The 6,000-nt window shown below is 71.8% G+C and carries 5 protein-coding genes; 3 read left to right on the plus strand and 2 right to left on the minus strand.

Features of this window, described 5'->3' with window-relative positions:
- Positions 1-68 precede the first annotated feature (68 nt).
- On the plus strand, positions 69-725 hold the full coding sequence (locus CA984_RS25015; protein WP_086575992.1) for a TetR/AcrR family transcriptional regulator: 657 nt from the start codon (positions 69-71) through the stop codon (positions 723-725).
- Positions 726-879: 154 nt separating this feature from the next.
- On the opposite strand, the gene CA984_RS25020 is transcribed toward CA984_RS25015, so the two are convergent.
- Entirely contained in the window at positions 880-1,818 is a 939-nt protein-coding gene (locus tag CA984_RS25020; protein ID WP_242676151.1) for an aldo/keto reductase, read from the minus strand.
- Between the two features lie 79 nt (positions 1,819-1,897).
- Here CA984_RS25020 and CA984_RS25025 point away from each other — a divergent pair, with 79 nt between their 5' ends.
- Both CA984_RS25025 and CA984_RS25030 read left to right on the plus strand, forming a co-directional pair.
- Positions 1,898-2,272: a MerR family transcriptional regulator gene (locus CA984_RS25025; RefSeq protein WP_086575994.1), complete on the plus strand. Its 375-nt coding sequence runs from the start codon at positions 1,898-1,900 to the stop codon at positions 2,270-2,272.
- 99 nt (positions 2,273-2,371) lie between these two features.
- The gene (locus tag CA984_RS25030; RefSeq protein ID WP_086575995.1) at positions 2,372-3,835 is read left to right on the plus strand and encodes a peptidoglycan D,D-transpeptidase FtsI family protein; all 1,464 of its coding nucleotides are present in this window, start codon (positions 2,372-2,374) and stop codon (positions 3,833-3,835) included.
- Between the two features lie 31 nt (positions 3,836-3,866).
- On the opposite strand, the gene CA984_RS25035 is transcribed toward CA984_RS25030, so the two are convergent.
- Positions 3,867-5,768: an ABC transporter ATP-binding protein gene (locus tag CA984_RS25035; RefSeq protein ID WP_086575996.1), complete on the minus strand. Its 1,902-nt coding sequence runs from the start codon at positions 5,766-5,768 to the stop codon at positions 3,867-3,869.
- Between the last annotated feature and the right edge of the window lie 232 nt (positions 5,769-6,000).

Raw genomic sequence — 6,000 nt, forward strand, 5'->3', positions numbered from 1 at the left:
GACCTCCAGTTGGCATGAGTGTGGCTCATGTTAGCCCTTGGGGGGTCCGGGTAGTGGATGATGGAGCGATGACGAACGTTTCCGGGGGGACGCTACGCCGCCGTCCCGCCCAGCGGCGCAGCCTGGAACGGGTCGAGCGCATGCTGGACGAGTGTGCGCGGCTGCTGGACGAGGCGGGTTACGAGGCGCTGACCACCAAGGAGGTCGCGCGCCGCGCGGAGGTGCCGATCGGCACCTTCTACCAGTTCTTCCCCGACAAGCAGGGGCTGGTGCGGGCGCTGGCGCTGCGCAACCTGGAGGCCTTCCTCGGCCGGATCACCGCCCGGCTCTCGGCCGTGCAGCTGTCGGACTGGACCGAGGTGGTGGACCTGGCGATCGACGAGTTCGTCGCGATGAAACGCTCGACGCCGGGCTTCGCCGTCGTCGACTTCGGCGAGGTGCTGCCCTCGCCGGGAGGCCCGGCGCTCAAGGGGACCGAGCGGATGCTCGACACCGCGCTGGAGAACAACGTCATCGTGGCCGACCGGCTCCGCGCGATCACCATCGAGCTGCTCGGGGCCCCGATCGGGCCGAGGCTGGACCGGGCGCTGGTCGTCGCGGTCGAGGCCGCCGACGCCGTGCTCAAGCTCGCCTTCCGCTCCCGGCCCGACGGCGACCCCGAGCTGATCGACGAGTGCAAGCGCCTGGTCCGCCGCTACCTGTCGGAGCACCTGCCCCAGGAGTGACGCCGCCCCTACCTCCGCCTGACCACGAAGGACCTCGCGGAGACGATCCGCGCCCGCAGGGAGGGACGCGCTCGGGGCCTCCTCGGCCGGGCGTTCCCGAAGCGCCACACGCCCAGCGGTGTGGGCGTCAGGAACCACAGCTCCTCCGGCTCCCTCATCGGACGGAGTCCAGGCGGGCGCGGAGCTCGTCGTCGAGCTTGAGGTCCACGGCGCCGAGGGCCTCCTCAAGCTGGGCGAGGGAGCTCACGCCGACGATCGGGACCGTCGGGAGGTCGCCGCCGATCAGCCAGGCCAGCACCACCTGGTTGACGGTCACGCCCAGCTCGTCCGCCGCCTCGCGCAGTACGGCGAGCCCGCGCGTGGTGCCCGGGTGGTCGTAGATCTCCGGGATCGGCCGGTCCGGCCGGGTGTAGGCGCCGGCCATGAGCGTGTTGTAGGCCCACAGGGTCAGGCCGGGTTCGGAGCGCAGGTAGTCCATCATGTCGTCCTGCGCGAGGACGTGGCCCGACTCCACCGGCCGCAGTCCCGGCCGGGGCCGGAGGTAGGTGTGGCGGAGCTGCACCTTGGTGTAGGCGGGCCAGCCGTTGGCCCCCGACAGGGCGCGGGCGCGCTCCAGGCGCCAGGCCGGGACGTTGCTCGCCCCGATCTCGCGCACCTTGCCCGCCCCGGCCAGCTCGGCGAACGCGCCGAGGGTCTCCTCCAAGGGGACGGACCGGTCCTCGACGTGGGCCCAGTACACGTCGATGTGGTCGGTCCCCAGCCTCCTCAGGCTGCCCTCGGCGGCCGATCCGATCGCGGCGGCGGACAGGCCCTCGGCGGAGTCCAGCGTCCGGTCGCCGGAGACCGTCGGCCGGGCGCCGCACTTGGTGCTCAGCACGATCCGGTCGCGGTTGCCCCGCGCGGCCAGCCACCGGCCGATGGCCAGCTCGCTCTCGTCGCCGGTCGCCCCCTCGTTCCAGAAGGGGTAGTTGTTCGCGGTGTCCAGCATCGCGCCGCCGGCGTCGGCGAACCGGTCCAGGATCGCGAAGGTCGCCTTGTCGTCCAGGACGGTGCCGAACGGGATGGTGCCCAGAGCCAGGGGAAGGTGTGTCATGCGCACCACCATGCGAGATGGAGCGCACTCCAGGTCAAACAGAAATTTCCCGCTTGACCTGGAGTGGGCTCCAGGTGGGATGCTGCCAGGCGTGAGTGTGTACACGCCTGGTCAGGTGGTGGAGGAGACCGGCTTCAGTCTCGACACCCTGCGCTACTACGAGCGCATCGGTCTGCTGGAGCCGATCGGCCGCAACGCGGCAGGACAGCGCAGGTTCACCCAGGCCGACGTCGGCTGGCTCGGCACGATCCGCTGCCTGCGGGACACCGGGATGCCGATCGCGGAGATGCTCCGCTTCGCCGAGCTGGTCCGGGAGGGCGACCATACGATCCGTGACCGGATCGCGCTCCTCGAAGCCCACGACCGGCGGGTGGAGGCCCAGGTCGACAACCTGCGCGAGAAGCAGACGGTCGTCCAAAACAAGATCAGTTACTACCGGGCGGTGGTTGATTAGAAGCCGTACGGCCGCTTTGCCCCGGGGCGGTGCCCCCTTTTCGGTCTTGCTGTTAAACCGGTAAATCGGTGACCGGTAGCGCGATCGGGGGAGGGGCCCATGGTCGCACCACGCGCTCGCCGGATCAACATCCCGCTCCGGCACGTCGCCCTGGTGTGCGGGGCCATGCTGTTCGCCCTGCTCGGCAAGGTGACCTACATCCAGGCGCTCGACGCGGACCGGCTCAACGCGGACCCGCGCAACCATCAGACGATGATCGCGCGGTTCGCCGGCCCGAGAGGCGAGATCCTGCTCCGCGACGGCACGGTCATCGCGACCAGCCGGGACAGCGGGGGCGCCGACTACAGATACCGGCGGGTCTACCCTGCGGGGCCTCTCTACGCGCCGGTGACCGGACACATCTCGCTCTACGGCGGAGCCGGCATCGAGAAGGCCGAGGACGCCGTGCTGTCCGGTGGGGACCCCCGGGTCAAGGTGCGCTCGCTGGTGTACGGCACCGAGAGCGGGGCCACGCTCAAGCTCACCGTCGACGGGCGGGCGCAGCGGGCCGCCTACGAGGCACTGCGCGCCACCGGGCTGCGCGGGGCCGTCGTCGCGATCAATCCCGCCACCGGCGCGATCCTGGCGATGGTCTCCCTCCCCTCCTACGACCCGAACCTCTACACGACCTTCGACGCCGCCCGGCTCGACGGGGTCGACAGGCGGCTGCAGGCGGATCCCGGCCGGCCGCTGCTGAACCGGGCGATCCAGCAGAACTACCCGCCGGGATCCGCCTTCAAGATCGTCACCAGTGCGGCCGCGCTGGCCTCGGGGAGATACAGCCCGACCACGGAGGTCGGCGCCCCCGAGGCGCTCCGCCTCCCCGGCACCGACACCTACCTGCGCAACTCCGGCGGAACGGCCTGCGGCGACGGCAACCCGCCGCTGGCGTACGCGTTCAAGACCTCGTGCAACACGCCCTTCGCGAAGATCGGCATCGATCTCGGCCAGGACGCGCTGCGCGAGCAGGCCGAGGCGTTCGGGTTCGGCGCCGACGACCTCACCGTTCCCATGCCGGTGGCCAGGAGCGTGTATCCGCCGGAGATGGACCGGGCGCAGACCGCGATGTCGGCGCTGGGACAGTTCGACGACCGGGCCACCCCGCTCATGATCGCGATGATCTCCGCGGCGGTGGCCAACGACGGCGTGCTGATGCGCCCCTACCTGGTGGAGGAGGTCCGCCTCGCCGACGGCACGGTGATCGACGAGACGGAGCCGTCGCGCTACCGCCAGACGCTCGACGAGCATGAGGCCAACCGGCTCACCGCGATGATGGTCACGGTCACCCGGCCCGGCGGCACCGGTACGGCCGCCGCCATCCCGGGCGTCGACGTGGCGGCCAAGACCGGCACCGCGGAGAACGCCGCCTCCGGGCAGGACCACGCGATCTTCACCAGCTTCGCCCCGGCGGCCGACCCCCGGGTGGCGGTGGGAGTCCTCGTGGAACACGGCGGCTTCGGCGGCCGGGTGGCGGCTCCCATCGCGAAAGCCGTCATGCAGGCCGTGCTGGGAGATCGCAGCTGAACCGGACGGCGGGGAGGCCGTCACCCCGGGTTCAGGCCGAGTAGGCGCGGGCCTGCAGGCTGTAGAGGTCGGCGTAGAGGCCGTCGACCTCGATGAGCTGGTCGTGGGTGCCCTCCTCGGTGACCCTGCCGTGGTCCAGGACGTAGATCCGGTCGGCGTAGCGGACGCTGGCCAGCCGGTGGGTGATCAGCAGGACGGTGCGGCCGTCGGCATGCCGCCGGATGCGTTCGAAGAGGGCGTGCTCGGCGCGGGCGTCGAGGGCGGCGGTCGGCTCGTCGCAGATCAGCAGGGGAGCGTCCCTGTGAAAGCCGCGCGCGACCGCGATTCTCTGCCACTGGCCGCCGGACAGCTCCTTGCCGTCCTTGAACCGCCGGTCGAGCAGGGTGTCGTAGCCGTGGGGCAGCTCGGCCACGACCTGGTCGGCGCCCGCCACCTCGGCCGCCGAGAACAGGGCGGGCTCCCCCTTGCTCTCACCCATCGTGATGTTGTGCCGGACGGTCAGCGGCCAGTGGCTGTGATCCTGGGCGATGACCGCGATACGGCGGCGCAGCAGGTCGGGGTCGACCGTGGCCAGATCCACCTCGTCCCAGCGGACGTGCCCGCTGTCCGGCCGGTAGAGCCCTGACAGGATCTTGGCCAGTGTCGTCTTGCCGGAGCCGTTCTCTCCGACGAGGGCGATGACCTCGCCGCGGTCGAGGCGGACCGACACCCCGCGCAGGGCCGGGGTGCCGGAGCCGGGATAGCTGAAGGTGATCTTCTCGGTGGTGATGCGCTCGAACGCCTCGGGGGCCGGGCCCGGGTGCCCCCGCGAGATGTGCCGGTCGGCCAGCGCGCAGAACGCCAGGAAGTCGGCGAAGTAGAGACCCTCCTCGTAGAGGCGGTTGGTGGCGTACATCAGGTTCTCCAGGGAGCCCTTGCCGGAGCGGATGGCGAGCACGGCGGTGCCCGCCACCGCCAGCGGGACGGTGCCGAGGAACAGCAGCAGGCCGAGCGCCGTGTAGACCGCCAGCGTGCCGAGGCCGCCGAGCGCCTCGCCGACGATCCGGGCGAAGGCCTGGCGTCTGGCGAGCCCCAGCATGATGTCCTGCTCGCCGCGGGCCACCGAGTCGTACATCCGCATCAGGAAGCCCCGCATGGTGAACGACCGCGACTCTGCGGCCGTGCGCCGGTCGGCCATCAGGTCGGTGAGGATCCACTTGCGGCGGCGGGCGGGGATCAGCGCGTAGTCGGTCGTGTAGCCCATCCGCGCCGCGCGCACGGCGGCCCAGGCGTCCGGGATCACGGCCAGCAGCAGCAGCGGCAGCAGGACGGGGTGGAGCAGGCCGAGGACACCGGCCGCCGCGGCGATCCCGATCAGGCCGGTGAGCGTGTCGATCGCGGTGTCCACCACGGTGTCGGCCGTGCGCATCCCGCGTGTCCGGGCCCGCTGGAGGGCGTCGTGGAACTCCGGATCGTCGAAGGCGACGAGGTCGACCTGGCTGGTCAGCCCGTAGAGCCGCTCCTCGGCGATCCGGTTGACCTGGGGGCCGAGCCTGCTCTGGGCCCAACCGGCGCCCGCCTGCAGCGTGGTGCGCAGGATCGCGGCCGTGGCGACCAGGATCAGGCCGGGCAGCGCGGTCCTGACCCGCTCGGGCGTGGGGCCCGTGCTGAACAGGGCGTCCAGCACGCCGGTGGTCGCCAGCAGGCCGAAGGCGGTGAACACGCCGCCGAGCAGGTTGAAGGCGATGGTGGCGACCGTGTCGCGGGGATTGGCCTGCCAGGCCATGCCCAGAGCCTGGCGGACCAGGGCGGGGAGCCTCCGGGCGACGGTGAGGAACCCGATCCCGGCGAGCTCGCCGGAGAGGGCGAACCACTCCGGGGTGTTGAGCTCGGCGATGCCGGGGGTGTCGTCGTCTGCCGGTGCGGATCCGGATTCAAGGGAGTCGGCTGCCATGGTTGCAGTGTGAGTCGCCCCACCGACAGTCCGCCATCGGATGGCCACGTGCGGTCAGATCCGGCCCGCCGTACCGCCGGGGCCGCCGCGGGACCGGCGTGCGCTCAGATCCGGCCCGCCGGGGCAGGGGCGTGGCGGGCCAGGGCGCTGGCGAGGTCGGGGCGGGCGGCGACGAAGGCGCGGGTGACGGGGTCGGAGCCGGAGAGCCAGGCGAGATGGCGCAGGGCGTGGG

The organism is Streptosporangium minutum, assembly GCF_002149035.1.
Classification (GTDB): Bacteria; Actinomycetota; Actinomycetes; order Streptosporangiales; family Streptosporangiaceae; genus Streptosporangium; species Streptosporangium minutum.